The organism is Sphingomonas sp. CBMAI 2297 (assembly GCF_029870595.1).
Taxonomy (GTDB): domain Bacteria; phylum Pseudomonadota; class Alphaproteobacteria; order Sphingomonadales; family Sphingomonadaceae; genus Sphingomonas.
The window spans coordinates 36,933-52,492 of sequence record NZ_JAPDIR010000018.1 but is presented as its reverse complement, the minus strand read 5'-3'; the positions used below and the strand labels follow the sequence as shown (position 1 = coordinate 52,492).

The following is a 15,560-nucleotide window of genomic DNA, read 5'->3' as shown; positions in this document are numbered from 1 at the left end:
CGCATTTCGGTTTAGCCGTCGAGGCGCGCCAGTTCGCGATTTTTCCCGCCGGAACCGTGACGGCTAATGGCGGGCCCGGAATGGCAAAGCGGGCCGCGCGGCGCTGCGCCACCCCTCATCGTCTACTGGCAATGAAAACGGGGATGACGATGCAGGCACCATATCTGCTTTTCCTGGGCGACGTGGAGGAGCTCAGCGCGGCCAAGACGGCGGCGGGGGTCAATCAATGGCGGAGCGAGCTCGTGCTGGCGCAGCACCGGCTGCCCGGCTGCACGGTCGATCTCGGCATCGCCGAGATGACGCCCGCCGAGGCCGCTCGCGCCGGCGCGCGGACCATGATCGTCGGCGTGGTGAATGTCGGCGGCTTCATCCCCGAGCATTGGGTGGCGACCATGGTCGACGCGCTGGAACAGGGCCTGGACCTCGCGGCGGGAATGCACCAGCGCCTCAACGACATTCCGGCGATCGCCGAGGCGCGTGACCGGACAGGGCGCGCGGTACTGGATTTGCGCCAGCCCGATCGCGGCTTCCTGCCCGGTTCGGGACGCAAGCGGCCCGGCAAGCGGCTGCTGACCGTCGGCACCGATTGCGCGGTGGGCAAGAAATACACCGCGCTGGCGCTGGAGGCGGGATTGCGGGCACGCGGCATCGACGCCGATTTCCGCGCGACCGGACAGACCGGCATCATGATCTCCGGCCGGGGCGTCGCGATCGATTCGGTGATCGCCGACTTCATTTCCGGCGCGGCCGAATGGCTGTCGCCCGATGCCGCGCCGGATCACTGGGACGTGATCGAAGGCCAGGGCTCGCTGTTCCATCCCGCCTATGCCGGCGTCACGCTGGGGCTGATCCATGGCAGCCAGCCGGATGCGCTGGTCGTCTGCCACGAGCCGGTCCGCACCCATCTGCTCGGCTTCGACTATGGCGTGCCGGACTTGCGGCGCTGCATCGACATGAACGTCGCCGCCGCGCAGCTGACCAATCCGGAGGCGCGCGTGGTGGGGATCAGCGTCAACACCTCGCGCATGGAGCCTGCCGCGGTCGACGCCGCGATCCGCGACATCGAGGCGCAGACCGGATTGCCCTGCAGCGACCCCATAAGGCACGGCGTCGATCGCATTCTCGACGTCCTGCTGAACTGAGCGGCGGGGCGGGCGCTCCCTCTGGATATTCATACTTGTTCAACCGTCATCCCTGCCTGCGCGGGGATGACGGGCGTAGTTTCAAGGGCTTGTCTGGGCGCTCCCCGCTAGCGCGGAGCGCCCGTCCCGGGCAGATGCGGGATCGCCGAGGCGTGCCGCGCTTCCTGGGCCCGTGGAAAGCCGCTGTCCTTCCCTTCGACGAACCGATCCAGGAAGCCGAGCGAGAAGTCGCCGATCACGCCGTCCATCTCGGCGGCGGAGATGGTGCCGTAGAGCGCCGGCGGCGTCCGGTGGCGGAACATGCGGATCAGGTCGGTGAAGGCGAGATGGCCCGAGCCCTCGACCCGGAAACGGAAATCGTCAGGTGCCGCGGGGCCGGCCCAGCGCCGGAACGCGAAATCCATCGGATGCGTGCGGGGATCGCGCGGCTGGTTCGGATAGAGCGGATAGTGCGGCCAGTCCGATTGCAGCCACAGCATCGGCCGGCCGGCGGCGCGGTCGAACATCGCGGGATCATAGGTCACGCCGTCCAGGCTGATCGCGGCGCGGCACCGTGGTTCCTGCACACAGGCCTGCGCCGCGATGCCGCCGCCGAACGACATGCCGCCGAACGCCAGGCGGGAGAAATCCACCGACCTTGCGATCCGCGCGGCGAGCGGCGAGGGCCGGCCGCGCGCGAGCGTGGCGAGGATGAAGCGGGTATCGGCCAGCCATGCCTCGGTGCTCCGCATCAGCCGGTCCTTCGCCGCCGCTTCGGCATAGGCCGGAAAGCGTTGGCGCCAGCCCCGGACGCTCTGATCCTGCACCAGCGCGCCCAGCGTCTCGACCATTGCCGGGGACACGACCAGCGGCGTGGTCTCGCGGCTCCATCCGTCGGCGAATTGCTGCCGCGCGGAATCATAGGGGTGGCCGATGCTGGCGACGACATAGCCATGGCTCGCCAGCCGCTCGAACAGCGGCGTGTTCTGCGCGGGGTACATCGTATAGCCATGGTTGAAGACGAACAGCGGATGGCCGGCTCCGGCCGGTTCGGCGTCCAGCCGGGCATGGGTGGGAATGGCGGCGAGATGCCGCAGCTCGAAGGAGCGGCGCAGGGCGTTGCGCGCGATCGATCCCGCGTCGGCCGCGACGGTATCGCCCGGAAGATATCGCGCCGGGGAATGCTTGTCCCCCGCGCCGGCCGGGTACCAGAGCTGCACCGTCACGCGGCGTCGCGCATCCGCGCCGTCCTCCAGCACGCCCCGGCGGCCCCCGTCGATCAGCTCGATGCGCGTCGTCCCGATCGCATAGGGGCCGTCGGGCGCGGGCAGCGCGAAGAGCGGGAACAGAAGATAGGGGATCGCCGCGCCCGGGATGGCCAGCATGAACGCCGCGCGCGCCGCGTTTCGCAGCCGGCGCCTTCGCAAGGCGGGGCCGTGCCACAGACAGGCGGCCGCGACGGCGGCGATCGCCGCGGCCGGAGCCGCCTGCCAATGGTACAGGGCGAGTGCCGCCAGCGCGGTGCCCAGCGCGGCCAGCGCCGCCGGCAGCGCCGGCCGCCATCGCCCGACCGCGAACAGCGCCGCGGCGGCGATCAGCAGGAGAAAGACGGCAGCGTCGATCGGATACACCGGCGGCCCTCCGCTTGGTTAGAACGACTTTCCGAGCCTTATGCCGATCTGGCGCGGCCGCGGCACCGCGCCGATCCCGCCGAGCGTGGGATAATAGGGCGAGTGCTCGTTCAACAGGTTCCGCGCGAAGATCGCGATGTCCAGCCCTTCGACGGTCGCGCCCAGGCTGGCGCCCAGGAAGGATTGCGGCCCGGTGACGATGCGGGTCACGCCCTGTCCGCCGACCAGCTTGTCCTTGTGGTTGAAGTCGATGTCGAAATAGCCGGGGATCGAGGCCGCCCAGTTGAACCCATAGTTGGCGCTGAGCTGGAGCGAATATTTCGGCAGCGCGAGCGGGCTGGTGCCGGGCGGGAAATCCACTTCCGCTTCGGGCGTGGAGGCGACGAACACCGACCCCATCACCGTGCCGCTGGCGGACAGCCGCAGCGCACGCACCGGGCTGGCGGTCAGCTGCCATTCCACGCCCCGGATCCGCGTATTGCCCCCATTGGCGGTATATTGCAGGAACACCGGGGTCAGCACCACGCGGTCATAGACCTGGCCGCGATAATATTGCTGGAACGCCGCGACGTTCACGCCCAGCTTCCCGTCGAGCAGGCTCGCCTTGAAGCCGGCCTCATAGGCCATCGAGCGTTCGGGCGCATAGCTCAGCGGGGGCGGGAAGGCGGGGTTGACCACGGCGTTGAAACCGCCGCTGCGGAAGCCGTTGCCGATGTTGAAATACAGGTTCGCGTCGCGGGCGACGTCGTATTTCACGAATGCGCGATAGGTCACGCGCGAGAAGGTGCCGGAAGCGGTCGGCAGCGTGCCGTCGGTGAAGCTGCGGTCGTCGTGCGAATAGCGCAGGCCTCCGCCGATCTCGAGCCGGCGGAAGGGCGAATAGGAGGCGTCGCCATAGACCGCCCAGGACTTGGAGGTCGTCCGGATCGGCTCCTGGAGGATGGTGACGGTGGTGGACGGCGGATAGAGCAGCTCCGCGCCGTCCAGGAAATGGCGCAGCAGGTCATCGTCCTTGTAGATGCCGCCCAGCACCCATTTGAACGGGCCGTCCCCCTTGGAGGTCAGGCGCAGCTCCTGGCTCGTGATCGACTGTTTGTTGAGATAGCGCGTATTGGCGATCTCCAGCGTGATTGGCGCGGCGGGGTCGTTGGTGGCATAGTAGATCTGGTCGAGATTGCTGTTGCTGTAGCGCCTGCTGTGGGCGGTGTTGCTCATCAGCTCGGCGAAGCCGAGATCATATTCCACGCGCAGGCTGTAGAGGTCGAGCTCCGACACGCCGCTCGTCCGGCCATGGGGATCGATGGCGTGGCGATACAGCCCTTTGTCATAGGGCAGGATATTGGCGTAGGAGGGGGAGTCCTCGTCATTGTGCCGGATGTCGACCATGCCGACGACGCGCAGCCGCGAGTCCGGCTGCCACAGCAGCTTGACCCGCCCGTCATAGATCTGGCTGGAATTGACGTTCCTGGCGCCGGTGCCGACATTCTCGAGCCAGCCGCCATTGTTCTGATATTCGCCGGCGAAGCGCACCGCGAGCGTATCGGACAGCGGCAGGTTGAGCGCGGCCTTCATCTGCGCGGAAGCCCGGCCGCCATCGGTGGCGAACAGCGAATAGTCGATGGTGCCGCCGATCCGGTCGAGCTTCGGGTCGTTGGTGACGTAGCGGATGACGCCGCTCATCGCCCCTTCGCCGAACAGCGTGCCCTGCGGCCCTTTCAGCACCTCGACCCGCGCCAGGTCGAGCGTGCCGGCATCGGCATAGACCGGGTAGAAGCCGTCCTGCGATCCGGTGAGCGGCGTTTCGTCGAGATAGATGCCGACGAGCGACGAGGTGCCCCGCAGGCTGTTGATGCCGCGGATCTGGATCAGCTGCTTCCCGCCCCCCTGCGAGAAGACGTCCAGGCCGGGCACATTGTCGGCGATGTCCTGCAGCGAAGTGACACTGCGCTTGGTCAGCTCCGCTCCGGACAGGACGTTGACCGTCAGCGGCACGTCCACGACATTCTGCGCGCGCCGCTGCGCGGTCACGACGATATCGGCCTGGGAGGGCGGGTCCGCCGCCTCCTGTGCCATGGCGATCCCTGGCGCGAGCAGGGCCGCCAGCGACGTCGCGCAATATAGTAGCCGGTCTTTCTTTCCCGCCATCTTCATGCCCTCCCAATAGCATCGGCAATCGAACGCGCCGTAATGGTTCGATCTTCGATGCTCGGGCCTCGCGCTGCTTAGCGGGGAGGACGGGCGTTTTTACACATAAGCGTCACGGAACGCTTCGCCGAAGCGTTCCGTGCGGTTTTCATACCTCCAGGTCGAAGCGCACGCCCTGGGCCAGCGGCAGCGAGCGGCCATAGTTGATGGCGTTGGTCTGGCGCCGCATATAGGCTTTCCAGCTGTCGCTGCCGCTTTCGCGGCCGCCGCCGGTTTCCTTCTCGCCGCCGAACGCGCCGCCGATTTCCGCGCCGGACGGCCCCATGTTCACATTGGCGATCCCGCAATCCGATCCGCCCGCCGACAGGAACAGCTCCACTTCGCGCATATCGGTCGAGAAGATCGAGGAAGAAAGGCCCTGCGGCACGCCGTTCTGCAGTGCGATCGCCTCGTCCAGCGTGGAATAGCGCAGGACATAGAGAATGGGGGCGAAGGTCTCTTGCACCACCGGGCCGTCCTGCCGCTCGGCTTCGACGAGGGCGGGGCGGACATAGAAGGCGCCCTCGCCGCCGATCGGCAGGCGCTCGCCGAAATGGACGCGCGCGCCGGCGGCATTCGCCGCGGCCAGCGCGGCCTGCATCGCGTCGAACGCCCCGCGATCGATCAGCGGGCCGACCAGGGCATTGCCGTCGAGCGGATCGCCCACCGTCACGCCTGCATAGACCTTGCGCAGCCGCGCGACGAAATCGTCAGCAATGTCGCGGTGGACGATCAGCCGGCGGAGCGTGGTGCAGCGTTGGCCCGCCGTGCCCATTGCCCCGAACGCGACCGCGCGCAACGCGAGGTCGAGATCGGCCGAGGGCGTGATGATCGAGGCGTTGTTGCCGCCCAGTTCCAGGATGCTGCGGCCGAAGCGGGCGGCGACGGCGCGCCCCACTTCGCGGCCCATCCGGGTCGAGCCGGTTGCCGACACCACCGGCACGTCCGGATGCTCGGCCAGCCGCTCGCCCAGCTCGCGCCCGCCGATCAGCAGCTGCGACAGGCCGCGGGGTGCATCGTCGCCGAAATCCGCCGCGACCTGCTCGAACAGGGCCTGGACGGCGAGGGCGGTCAGCGGAGTCTTCTCCGACGGCTTCCAGATCAGCGAATCGCCGCACACCAGCGCCAGCGCCGCGTTCCAGCTCCACACCGCGACCGGGAAGTTGAACGCGGAGATGATGCCGACCGGGCCGGCCGGATGCCATTGCTCGGCAAGCCGGTGGTCGGCGCGCTCCGACGGCATGGTCAGGCCGTAGAGCTGGCGCGACAGGCCCACCGCGAAGTCGCAGATGTCGATCATCTCCTGGACTTCGCCCAGTCCCTCGGACAGGACCTTCCCGGCCTCGATCGTCACCAGCCGGCCGAGCGGTTCCTTGTGCACGCGCAGCTTCTCGCCCAGCCGGCGGACGAACTCGCCGCGGCGCGGAGCCGGCACCAGCCGCCATTGCCGGAACGCGGCCACGGCCGCCGCTACCGCGGCGTCGCAATCCTCGATCCCGTGCTCCCTCAGCTCGGCCAGGGCCTCACCGGTAAGGGGCGAGGCCGCGGCGAGCGTTCCTCCCTCCAGCGCCGCTGCCGCCACGCCGCAATCGTTCAGGATCGCCCGGACCTGATCCCGTAAGTTTCCCATCATCGTGCACGGCTCCCGAATTGCTGCGATCGAGCGGGCCCTAGCAGACCGTCCGTCCAGCGTTTCGCATTTTGGGCGCGCATTTGATCGGCTGACAAGGGAAGCGCCACCCTTACTACAGACCGGGCACGGGCTGCGCCTCGATCACCGGCGCTTCGAAGCTCGCCATCGGATAGGCGCAATAATCGGCGGCATAGAAGGCGCTCGGGCGATGATTGCCCGATTCCCCCAGCCCGCCGAACGGCCGGTTGGAAGCCGCCCCCGTCGTCGGCCGGTTCCAGTTGACCACGCCGGCACGGATCTCGGTCGAGAAGCGCTCCCATAGCGCCGGATCGGCCGAGATGAGCCCGGCGGAGAGGCCGAAGGCAGTGGCGTTGGCGCGGGCGATCGCCGCGGAGAAATCCGCAACGCGGGTGATCTGGAGCGCCGGCGCGAAGATCTCGCGATCGGGCAGGTCGATTCCGGTCGCGTCGAGCAGCGCCGGAGCGACAAAGGCCGGGCCGCGGCCCGCGACCGGACCGCCGGGCAGCAGCGACCTGGCGCCCTGGACGACCAGGCCGTCGAACGCTGCACCGGCCGATGCCGCCGCGCGGGCCGAGACCAGGGGCCCCATGAAGGCGTCGATGTCGTCGTTCCACGCCGCCACCGGCAGGCGCGCGGCCAATGCCTGCACCGCGTCGACGATCGCGGCACCTCGCCGGTCGTCGGGCACGATCAGGCGGCGGGCGCACGAGCAGCGCTGGCCGGTGGTTATGAAAGCGGAGTGGACCACCAGAGTCGCCATCGCCTCCGGATCGCCGTCCCAGGCGATGAGCGGATTGTTGCCGCCGAGCTCCAGCGCGAGGATCACCGACGGTCGATCGAGAAAGGCGCGGCGGAAATGGCGCCCGGTCTCGGCCGATCCCGTGAACAACAGGCCGTCGATATCGGCCGCGATCAGCGCCGCCCCGGTCTCCCGGCCGCCCTGGACGACCTGCAGCACGTCCGCGGGCAGCCCGGCGCGGGACCAGATGCCGGCCATGCGCTCGCCGATCGCGGGCGTTTCCTCGGATGGCTTGAACACCACGCAATTCCCCGCCAGCAGCGCCGGGACGATGTGCCCGTTGGGCAGATGGCCGGGGAAATTATAGGGGCCGAGCACGGCCATCACGCCATGCGGGCGGTGGCGCAGGACCGAGCGGCCGAACGGCATGGCGGCCTCGTCCAGGCCCGCGCGCTGCGCCTGGGCGGCGATCGATATCTCGACCTTGCCGATCATCGCCGCCACTTCGCCCCGGCTGTCCCATAGCAGCTTGCCGGTCTCGCGCGCGATCAGCGTGGCGAGCTCCTCGGCCTCGTCACGCAGGATCTCGGCAAAGCGGCGTGCGATCCCGATACGCTCGGTCAGGGGCGTGCGGGCCCAGCCGGGAAAGGCGATGCGGGCGCGCTCCACGGCGGCAAGGCATTCCGCCGGGCTGGTCGGCCGGCCCTCCCAGATGGTCTCGCCGGAAGAGGGGTCGGTGGATCGCAGGAACATGGCACTCACTCGCTTGCATGGTCGCCGATGCGCACGCCCTACGCACGCGCATCGGCCCCGGATATAGGAAGGCTGTCGCGGCTTCGCTCGGCGACGGCCGGGGCAACCGGCATCAGGCCGCGGTGGCGAAGCGGATGCGCGCGGCCGCGAATGTCGCTTCGATCCGGCGCAGCACCTCATCGGCTTCGTCGGCGGTGATGGTGAGCGGCGGCAGCAGGCGGATGCAATTCTCGCCGCCGCCGGCGACCAGCAGCCCGTGGTCGCGGGCCAGCGCCATTACCTCGCGGTTGTTCGGCACCATGCGGATGCCGATCAGCAGGCCCTTGCCGCGCACGTCGACGGCGACGTCCGGGAAACGGGCGGCGAGGTTGCGCAGGCCGGTCGCCAGCCGGTCCGAGACCATGCGGACATTGGCCAGGGTTTCCTCCCGGGCGATCTCGTCAAAGGCGGCGATGCCCACCGCCATCGCCAGCGGATTGCCGCCGAAGGTCGAGCCATGGACCCCGACCGTCATCGCCCGGGCCACCGCCGCCGTGGCGAGGCAGGCGCCGATCGGGAAGCCGCCGCCCAGCGCCTTGGCGACCGCCATGATGTCCGGCGCGGCGCCGTCGAACCATTGATGGGCGAACAGCCGGCCGGTGCGGCCCATGCCGCTCTGCACTTCGTCATGGATCAGCAGCACGCCGTGCGCGTCGCACAGCCCGCGCAGCCACAGCAGCCATTCCCCGTCGAGCGCCCGGGCACCGCCTTCGCCCTGGACCGGCTCGACGATCACCGCCGCCGTCGTCGGCCGCCGCACCGCTTCGTCGATCGCGGCGCGGTCGTCGATGGTGAGCTGGACATAGCCGGGCAGGCGCGGGCCGAAGCCTTCGAGATAGGCGGGATTGCCCGAGGCATTGACCGAGGCATAGGTGCGGCCGTGAAAGGAGCCCGCGAACCCCACGATGTCTATCCGCTCCGGCGCGCCGTTGACCGCATGGTATCGCCGCGCGGCCTTGAGCGCGCATTCGACGGCCTCCGATCCCGAATTGCCGAAGAACACCGCGTCCGCGAAGGTCGCCCCGACCAGGCGGTCCGCCAGTTCCTCCTGCCCGGGAATGCGGAAGATGTTCGAGACGTGCCAAAGCTTGCGCGCCTGCGCCTCCAGCGCCGCCACCAGGCGCGGATGGGCATGGCCCAGGCAGTTGGTGGCGATGCCCGCCACGCAATCGAGGAAGGTGCGTCCGTCGCGGGTGTGGAGCCACATGCCGTTGCCGCGCTCCACCTCGAGCGGGGCGCGGTTGTAGACGCCCATCAATGCATCGCTCATTCCGTGCCTTCTCCTGTCGTTCCGAAATCGACCCGTCCGCTCGAAACGGGGGCCATGATGTCCTGGATCTCGCCGGCGAGGCGGCGCACCGCGCCCGGCACGAAGCGCCGGTAGCTTGCGATGTTGCGCGGGCCGATGCCGTGCTCGGCACTGAAGCTTCCGCCGAACTCCTCGACGACGGTGTCGAAGATCAGCATGCGGGCGCTTTCGAGCAGCGCGGGGTCCGGCGTGCCGTTCGCGCGCGGCCAGACGAGATTATAGTGGAGCCCGCCGTCCCCGATATGGCCGAAATCATGCGGCACCAGGCCGGGCGCATGCCGTGCGAGCAGGCCGGCCATCCGTTCGCGAAAGGCCATCACGTCGCCGCGGCGCAGCGCGATGTCGCAGGCCACCACCGTGCCGTTGGCGCGCAGCCCTTCGGGAATTGCGTGCCGCAGTGCCCAGAGCCGGTCGCGCCGGTCGATCGCGGCGTCGCGAATGCTCGCAGCGGCGCCGCTCATGAAGGGCTCCAGCGCGGCGGCCAGCCGCTCTTCCAGCAGATTCTCGTCGAACGCCGCCCCGGCGGAGAGCTCGATCAGCACCGCATAGGGCGGGGGGCTCCCGAACGGCAGCTGGAGGCCGGGGACATGATCGGTCGCGGCCCGGATCGCCGCCTCGCTCATGCCCTCGAAAGCGGACAGCCAGCTGCCGAAATCCCGTTCCAGCGCCAGCAGGAGCGGAAGCGCGGCACGGGGATCGTCGAGCGCGAGCAAAGCGGTCAACCGGGCGGCGGGCAGGGGGTGCAGGGCGACGGTGGCACGGGTGACGATCCCGGTCGAGCCGCAGCCGCCGACCAGCAGCTGCTTGAGGTCGAGCCCGGTATTGTTCTTCCGGAGCGGCGCGCCGAGCGGGATGCGCGATCCTTCCGCATCGGAGCGGACGACTTCCACCGACAACAGGTTCGCACGGACGTCGCCATAGCGCAGCAGGCGGGCACCTCCGGTATTGCTGGCGATCATGCCGCCAATTGCCGGATCGGCGCCGAGGTCGATCGGAAAGAACAGCCCGTGCTCGGCCGCCGCCGCATTGAGCGCCGACAGCCGGACCCCGGCGTCGACGGTGGCGGTGCGGTTGGCGGGATCGATCTCGATCAGGCCGGCGAGCCGCTCGAGGCTGACCAGCACGCAGGGGATTCCATCGGCGGCCAGGCTCGCGCCGGCCAGGCCGGTCCGGCCGCCGGCGACGACGAGGCGGATGCCCGCTTCGGCCGCCAGCCGTACCAGTGCCGATACCTGGTCCGCATCGTTCGGGCGGACGACCGCGATCGGCGCGCCGCCGCCGGCGCCGCGGCCGTCGCTTTGATAGGCGGCCAGGTCGGAAGGCTCCGTCAGCACCTGCGCCGCGCCGACGATCCCGGCGAGCGTGCCCAGCGGAGAGGCGTGGGCGCCGGTCATGCGGCCTTGGTCATGCCGAAGATGCCGGTGGCGTTGCCGCTGTCGAAGGACAGGTCGAGCGTGCCGGTCGCCGGGTCGATGTCGCGCGTGATGAATTCGTAGAAGGAGCCCGGCACCGACAGGGTGCGGTCCGGGCCTGCCGGGATGCCGAACGCGCGATCGACCGGGTCGGCGCGGAAGGCGGTCTGGCGGACGCGGCCGGTGCCGGAAACCTCCACGCTGTCCTTGATCGGCCGGCCGAGCGCGCGCTGCGCTTCCGCCAGGGCGGCGACGTCGGGAACTCGGTCGGTCGCGTGGTTGAAGGCGTTGCCCTCGGTGGCGATCCAGGCCGCCTCTGCCGAGGCGCGCTTGAGGATCTCATAGTCCGCGAGCATCGGGCGGTCGTGCTGGCGCCCGAACGCGCCGACCGTCACGCGCAGCGCTTGCGCGGCGGCCTCCGGCTCGAGCATCTCGCCGCGGCCCAGCCGGGCGAGCGCCGCCGCCGTATCCGGGTCGATCGGATCGCGGGAAGTGCCGAAGACGCGGGCGGCGGCATCGGCGAACTCCGCGTCGAACTGGTCGACGTGCAGCTCACTGACGAAGAATTGCGGAATGGTCTCCGGATGGGTGCGGTGGCGATAGGCGCGGCCCGTCATCCGCAGCCGGGGCAGCGGATAGATCGCCGCTTCCACATAGCCGAGCGGCTCGAGGATCCGGCGGAATGCCTGTTCGCCGGCGGGCAGGGCGCCGGTGCCGCCATGGGGCAGGCGGATCGTCCGCAGGGCGCCATGGTCGAAGCGAACGCGCCGGCCGGAACGGCGGACATCATCGACATAGGCGGCGCCCGTCGCGGTGCGATCGAGCAGATCGGCGAAGAGAATGGTGTTGAGCGCGACCGTGAAGGCGAGCGCGTCGGCCGCGTGCGCGGTCTCCGCCGAATCCGCCATGGGCTCGATGATCTCCCGCGCTGCCCGTGCCCGATCGGCGGGCAATATGGATCCGACCAGCGCATTCATCGCGCTTTGATGCTCATTCATCATTTACCTCGACCTGATTGCCAACCGCATGCGGCCATGTGAGGTAAGGATGGAGCAGATCAAAACGGATAAGTATCATCTACAGATGAGTATATGGAATGAGTGAGGGCAGGCGCCTGCTGCCGCCGATGGCGGCGCTGAACAGCTTCGTCGCCGCGGCGCGCCATGGCAGCTTCTCGCGGGCGGCGGCCCATATCGGCCTCACCCAGAGCGCCGTCAGCCGGCAGGTGGCGTTGCTCGAGGACTGGCTGCAGACCAGCCTGTTCGACCGGCATGGCCGCCGGGTCACGCTCAACGCGGCCGGCCGTGCCTATGCCGATGAAGTCAGGCCGGCGCTGGACCGGATCCGGCTGGCCACCGATCGGCTGATGAGCGGCACCGGGCGAACCCTGCTCATCGCCACGCTGCCGAGCTTCGGAATGCGCTGGCTCGCGCCGCGGCTGCCGGGTCTCTCCGCGCGCCATCCGGAGATGACCGTCAATTTCGCGGCGCGCTCCTTTCCGTTCGACCTGGAAGAGGAGGGGTTCGACGGGGCGATCCATTTCGGCCAGCCAGACTGGCCGGATGCCTCGCATCTGCGCCTGTTCGGCGAGCGGGCGGTCGTGGTGTGCAGCGCCGATTGGTTGGCGTCGCATCCGATCGAATCGCCAGCGGACCTGATCGACAAGCCGCTGCTGTTCCAGGCGTCCCGGCTCGATGCCTGGAATCGCTGGTTCGCCGATTGTGGGATTCCCGATCTGCCCAGGTTGCAGGGGCAGCGGTTCGAGCATTTCCTGATGCTCGCCCAGGCGGCGGCGGCCGGCGTCGGCGTCGCGCTGATTCCCGAGTTCCTGATTTCGCCAGAGCTCGCGAGCGGGAATCTGGTGATTCCCTTCGACCGGCCGCTGCTTACCGACGACGCTTATTATCTGGTGCGGCGCACGGATTGGCGGAGCAACGGCGCGATGGTCGATTTCAGCGCGTGGATGGCGGAGCAGATCGATGTCGTCAGATTGTCCGAAGGCGTGTGACGGATAGTGTCGGAGTGATCCTCCCCGCGGGGGGCGGGTTGGGCGAAAGGGAGATTCGCTATGCCGACGATGCGTGAACCATGGATTCCGGCGTTGGTCGAGGCGGAGCTGGCTGTGTTTCGCGCCGCGCGTGCCGGTGGCGATGCGGCGCGGGCCTGGCGTGCGCTCGAACGCGCGCACATTCTGGCGCAGCCGCGACTGGTGCCGCATCTGCGGGTGCATGCGATCATGCTTGGCCATGCTTGGCCATGCTTGGCGGCTGCGCCAGCCCGGCGAAGTCGCCGGCCAGCTGTTCCGGATGGCGCTCGCACCGCTCGGGCATTTCACGGGGCGGACGCCGGCGGGCAATACCGGCCGGTCGAACGTCAGCGCCTTCGCGCCGATGCCGATCCCGCCGGACCTGCATTCGGCCCCGACGGGGACAACAAAGAGAAGCGTGAAAACCAGAGGTGCCGTGGACATAAAGAGCGCGTCGCTCGGGGAGTTAATCTACGGGAGAAACTCAAGCAGCGTCGCGAGAGTTTGAATCAGTGAGGTGGAATTCATGAATAAAGATATGGCCATAAATATGATAAGGAATGGCCAAGGTGATATATGGAGTATTATAAATTACTGTGTGACGTCTCATGAGGAAGCTGGGCTAGCAGATCATATTGATGATGATGAATTAAGATCTTCAATTCTATATATATTATCAGAATTGCCCTCTATTTACGCGGGTGTTCATGAGCGGATTATTCAAAAAATTAAGGATAACGAGTTTCGTGATAGCGATCTGGAATGGGCTAATGAAATAATAAATACTAGGATTAGGTGATATTGGCATTATGCTAAAATGCTGACCTGAATTGATTGTGACTTGAGTTTGTTGGATATTTTTTGAGCGTTGGGCCATGAGGTTGTAATATTTCAGGTTGTGTGCGCCGAAGTGACTTGCCGCTTCGTAGGCGGTTGTCGAAGTGGTTTCAGATCGGATTGCGAACCAAGCGCGCGCCGCACCCCAATAGCCTTATCAGACAAAAAATTGGCCACGCATCACCGCGACTTTGTACCCGAAGCAGCCATCTGCACCGACAGGTTGCTGCAAATCCTTCGCCTAGAGCCCAGGCCTGTAATGCCCCCATCGAGAGCCTCCAAAGGGCGGCAAAGTAACGGCCCAGACGCCGCTCGATATTCTTAACAACGCCTTCAGTCTAAATAACATGCTGGATTTTGTCCGCATGTTGCAATAGTGTGTCTGCCTTGATCCGCGCTGCCTTGTGCAGGCGGGCGCTTGGTTCGAGCGGCAATGCGCTTGGTCAAGCCGGGGGCGGCCGGGATTAGTCCGGCAGGTCCCGTTGCAGAACCGCATTGCAGAGCTTGTTCAACTTTCAGAACCGGTGTCGCCGATTATAACGCATGCAGCCTGGGGAGTGGCATGGCCGAATTGGCGTTGCACCTGTTGGGCGCGAGGATCGCGCTCGACTCTGCTGGGACGGCGATCATGCTGCCCAGCGTCGCCTGGTCGCTGATCGGCGCCGTATTGGCGGCGCCGCATCGGCGGATCGGGCGTAGCCAGCTCGCCGCGGCGCTGTGGCCCGATCAGGACGAGGAAGCGGCGCGGCGCTGCCTTGCCACGGCCTTGTGGCGATTGAAGCAGCGCCTCGGCCGGCTGAACCTGCTCCGCGTCGGCAAGGAGACGATCGCGCTCACCGAAGGCGGCGAAGTGTGGATCGATGCGATCGCGTTCGAGCGCGGCGTCGAGTCCGCGCTCGCGGATCCGGCGAAGCTGGACAATGCGGCCGAGCGCGATGCGCTGAGGCAGGCGCTGGGCCATTATCGCGGCGATTTGCTCGAATCCAGCCCGGTCGATGCGGTCGCGATCGAGCGGGAGCGTTTGCGCGCGCTCTATCTCGATGCGGCGCTCGAGCTTGCGCGTGCGTGCAAGCGGCACGGCGAATGGCGCGTGGCGAGCGAGCTGGGCCGCGCGATCTGCGCGGTCGAGCCGCTGCGCGAGGATGCCCAGCGCCTGCTGATGGAAGCGATGGTCGCGTGCGGCAATCGCGCCCAGGCGGTGCAGCATTACCGCAGTTTCGAACGGCTGCTCGCCGACGAGCTTTCGGTGCGGCCGATGCGGGAGACTCGCGATCTGGCCGCGGCGATCGCGCGCGTATCGGCGTCGCCCGAGCCGGACGCGCCGATCCGCGCGGACGTGCCGTATCGCCAGACTCTGCTGATGGCGCGCCAGCAGCTGGCGGAAAGCCTGTCGCTGCTCGATCAGGCCCTTTCGCAATAGATTTTCCCCGATAGCCCTAGTGGATTCCGCACGGCCTCCCCGGTGTACGGAATTTTTTTCCGTTCTGTTTCAATCGATAAGGCTCGGTGTGAGGCAGTGGTGATGCACGTGTGATCGGCCCGTGATCGGCCGCTGTCAGGTTCCGCCTCAACAACAATCTGGGTTGCGACTCCAGTGCCTTGGAGGAGAGCTTGAATGAGGTGGATCGGTTGCGCGGCGACGCGCGTGCCAAGACGCTCGTCATCCGGTGTTGGTACGAGCGCGGCGACGACGACGCTGTCTGGCTGCGCGGTACCGTCCGCGATCTCTCGCGCGGCCGTGCGCTCGCTTTCGAGGGGCTCGAGTCGCTCCTGCTCAAGTTGCCGGCACTCATCGGCGACGGCGCGCCGCCGGCCCGTGCCGATGGATCACTTGAATGATCGCCGCGCGGCTTTT

Annotated in this window: 13 protein-coding genes and 1 pseudogene; 7 read left to right on the top strand and 7 right to left on the bottom strand. The window is 67.8% G+C overall.

Annotated elements, in window-relative coordinates:
* Nucleotides 1–149 precede the first annotated feature (149 nt).
* Entirely contained in the window at nucleotides 150–1,142 is a 993-nt protein-coding gene (gene dgcN, locus OMP43_RS19735) for an N-acetyltransferase DgcN (RefSeq protein ID WP_280281263.1), read from the top strand.
* Between the two features lie 107 nt (nucleotides 1,143–1,249).
* On the opposite strand, the gene OMP43_RS19730 is transcribed toward dgcN, so the two are convergent.
* From OMP43_RS19730 to OMP43_RS19700, 7 genes are all read right to left on the bottom strand, one after another.
* Nucleotides 1,250–2,752, bottom strand: a complete 1,503-nt coding sequence (locus tag OMP43_RS19730) for a hypothetical protein (RefSeq protein WP_280281262.1) — start codon at nucleotides 2,750–2,752, stop codon at nucleotides 1,250–1,252.
* Between the two features lie 18 nt (nucleotides 2,753–2,770).
* A complete protein-coding gene (locus OMP43_RS19725) occupies nucleotides 2,771–4,897 on the bottom strand; it encodes a TonB-dependent receptor (protein ID WP_280281261.1) in 2,127 nt (708 codons plus the stop codon).
* 148 nt (nucleotides 4,898–5,045) lie between these two features.
* Nucleotides 5,046–6,569, bottom strand: coding sequence for an aldehyde dehydrogenase family protein (locus tag OMP43_RS19720; RefSeq protein WP_280281260.1), 1,524 nt, complete (start codon nucleotides 6,567–6,569; stop codon nucleotides 5,046–5,048).
* A gap of 112 nt (nucleotides 6,570–6,681) precedes the next feature.
* The gene (astD, locus tag OMP43_RS19715) at nucleotides 6,682–8,082 is read right to left on the bottom strand and encodes a succinylglutamate-semialdehyde dehydrogenase (protein ID WP_280281259.1); all 1,401 of its coding nucleotides are present in this window, start codon (nucleotides 8,080–8,082) and stop codon (nucleotides 6,682–6,684) included.
* Between the two features lie 112 nt (nucleotides 8,083–8,194).
* Nucleotides 8,195–9,391 carry an aspartate aminotransferase family protein gene (locus OMP43_RS19710; protein WP_280281258.1) on the bottom strand — a complete coding sequence of 399 codons (1,197 nt, stop codon included), beginning with the start codon at nucleotides 9,389–9,391 and terminating at the stop codon, nucleotides 8,195–8,197.
* On the bottom strand, nucleotides 9,388–10,824 hold the full coding sequence (locus tag OMP43_RS19705; protein ID WP_280281257.1) for an FAD-binding oxidoreductase: 1,437 nt from the start codon (nucleotides 10,822–10,824) through the stop codon (nucleotides 9,388–9,390). Before OMP43_RS19705 ends, OMP43_RS19710 begins: the two co-directional genes overlap by 4 nt.
* Entirely contained in the window at nucleotides 10,821–11,843 is a 1,023-nt protein-coding gene (locus tag OMP43_RS19700; RefSeq protein ID WP_280281256.1) for a DUF1338 family protein, read from the bottom strand. The genes OMP43_RS19705 and OMP43_RS19700 overlap by 4 nt, the downstream gene beginning before the upstream one ends.
* Nucleotides 11,844–11,938: 95 nt before the next feature.
* On the opposite strand from OMP43_RS19700, the gene OMP43_RS19695 reads away from it, so the two are divergent.
* From OMP43_RS19695 to OMP43_RS19670, 6 genes and pseudogenes are all read left to right on the top strand, one after another.
* Nucleotides 11,939–12,850 carry a LysR substrate-binding domain-containing protein gene (locus OMP43_RS19695; protein ID WP_280281255.1) on the top strand — a complete coding sequence of 304 codons (912 nt, stop codon included), beginning with the start codon at nucleotides 11,939–11,941 and terminating at the stop codon, nucleotides 12,848–12,850.
* A 60-nt stretch (nucleotides 12,851–12,910) separates the two neighbouring features.
* Nucleotides 12,911–13,036: pseudogene (locus tag OMP43_RS19690) on the top strand (DUF3703 domain-containing protein); the annotation flags it as partial.
* Nucleotides 12,993–13,376 carry a DUF3703 domain-containing protein gene (locus OMP43_RS19685; protein ID WP_348538618.1) on the top strand — a complete coding sequence of 128 codons (384 nt, stop codon included), beginning with the start codon at nucleotides 12,993–12,995 and terminating at the stop codon, nucleotides 13,374–13,376. The pseudogene OMP43_RS19690 and the gene OMP43_RS19685, both read left to right, overlap by 44 nt.
* Nucleotides 13,377–13,394: 18 nt before the next feature.
* Nucleotides 13,395–13,667 (top strand): hypothetical protein, encoded by a 273-nt coding sequence (locus OMP43_RS19680; RefSeq protein ID WP_280281254.1) that lies wholly within the window; start codon nucleotides 13,395–13,397, stop codon nucleotides 13,665–13,667.
* 600 nt (nucleotides 13,668–14,267) lie between these two features.
* Nucleotides 14,268–15,125, top strand: coding sequence for a BTAD domain-containing putative transcriptional regulator (locus OMP43_RS19675; protein WP_280281253.1), 858 nt, complete (start codon nucleotides 14,268–14,270; stop codon nucleotides 15,123–15,125).
* A gap of 191 nt (nucleotides 15,126–15,316) precedes the next feature.
* The gene (locus tag OMP43_RS19670; protein ID WP_280281252.1) at nucleotides 15,317–15,544 is read left to right on the top strand and encodes a hypothetical protein; all 228 of its coding nucleotides are present in this window, start codon (nucleotides 15,317–15,319) and stop codon (nucleotides 15,542–15,544) included.
* The last annotated feature ends 16 nt before the right edge of the window (nucleotides 15,545–15,560 follow it).